The 1,226-nt window shown below is 28.3% G+C and carries 2 protein-coding genes; one reads left to right on the top strand and one right to left on the bottom strand.

Annotated features, from left to right (window positions below; genetic code table 11):
• Positions 1 to 102, bottom strand: a 102-nt coding sequence (locus H8S10_RS17855; protein ID WP_347707662.1) for an IS1 family transposase, incomplete at its 3' end; no start/stop codon positions are given.
• 123 nt (positions 103 to 225) lie between these two features.
• On the opposite strand from H8S10_RS17855, the gene H8S10_RS17860 reads away from it, so the two are divergent.
• The gene (locus tag H8S10_RS17860; protein WP_186839745.1) at positions 226 to 1,029 is read left to right on the top strand and encodes a DUF368 domain-containing protein; all 804 of its coding nucleotides are present in this window, start codon (positions 226 to 228) and stop codon (positions 1,027 to 1,029) included.
• Positions 1,030 to 1,226: the final 197 nt, after the last annotated feature.

Genomic DNA, 1,226 nt, shown 5'->3' on the forward strand with positions numbered 1-1,226 from the left:
ACACTGCTTACATTGATACTTTTGTTTAGCCTGCTTATTCATACCAAACTTGTATAGTTTATCAGAATTACAGCGTGGGCATTTTATATTAGTTTTGCTCATTGTTCTTCTCTCCTTTTCGAAGGGGGTATTATTTAGTCTTGCAAACCTATTGTATTTCCTTGGGTTGAGAAGAGCAATGTTCATATAACTTAACAGATCGTTAAATATTGGAGGGAGGATAATATGAGGTGGATTGTTAATTTTTTTAAAGGGATGGCTATAAGTGTTGCAACTATGGTTCCAGGAGTAAGTGGTGGAACCATGGCTATAATATTAAATGTATATGATGATTTAATTCATGCTGTTGGTTCATTTTTTGAGGATTGGAAAAAACATAGTAAGTTAATATTTGAATTAGCTTTAGGTGGAATTGCAGGAGTTTTAATTTTTAGTAGGATAATTGATAAAGCTTTAAATACATTTCCAACTTTAATGGCATTTTTCTTTATTGGAGTAATCCTTGGAGGAATACCAACATTATATAGAAAAGCGGTATCTATAGAGAGAAGTAATTTAAATTATATATTTTTAATTGTTGGATTTATTTTAGCGTTATTTTTATCAGGTGGTAATGAGGTAGCTAGTATAGCTATAGAAGGTACAGGGATATTTAATATAGGATTATTAGTTTTAGCAGGTATAATAATTGCGGTAGCACTTATATTACCAGGAATAAGTGGGTCTTTTATATTATTAATTTTAGGATTATATGATGTAACTTTAGATGCTATTAATACATTCAATATTAAATTTCTAATTCCTGTTGGAATAGGAGTATTAATAGGAGTTATACTAACTACAAAGATTATTGAAAAGTTAATAAAAAAGTATCCAGGAAAAACTTATATGATGATATTAGGGTTTGTTGTAGGATCAATAATAGCTATATATCCTAGTGAAGTAGCAAATACTAATATTATATATTCAATATTAGCATTAATAATTGGATTTACTATTATTTATTTTATTTCTAAAAAAGAAACTTAATTAAAGCTTGAAAAAAAGGGGCTGTATCAAAAAAATTTGATATTTGCCGATAAAGAAAGGGGCTGTATCAAAAAAAATTTGATATTTGCCGATAAAGAAAAGGAAGTTCGAATTTGAACTTCCTTTTTTGCGCATAGTAATAATATGAAAAACTTCACAAAAAATGTGATTCCTATGCAACAAATAGGATTTGCATT

Origin of the sequence: Clostridium sp. NSJ-49, assembly GCF_014287725.1 — a bacterium.
Taxonomy (GTDB): domain Bacteria; phylum Bacillota; class Clostridia; order Clostridiales; family Clostridiaceae; genus Clostridium; species Clostridium disporicum_B.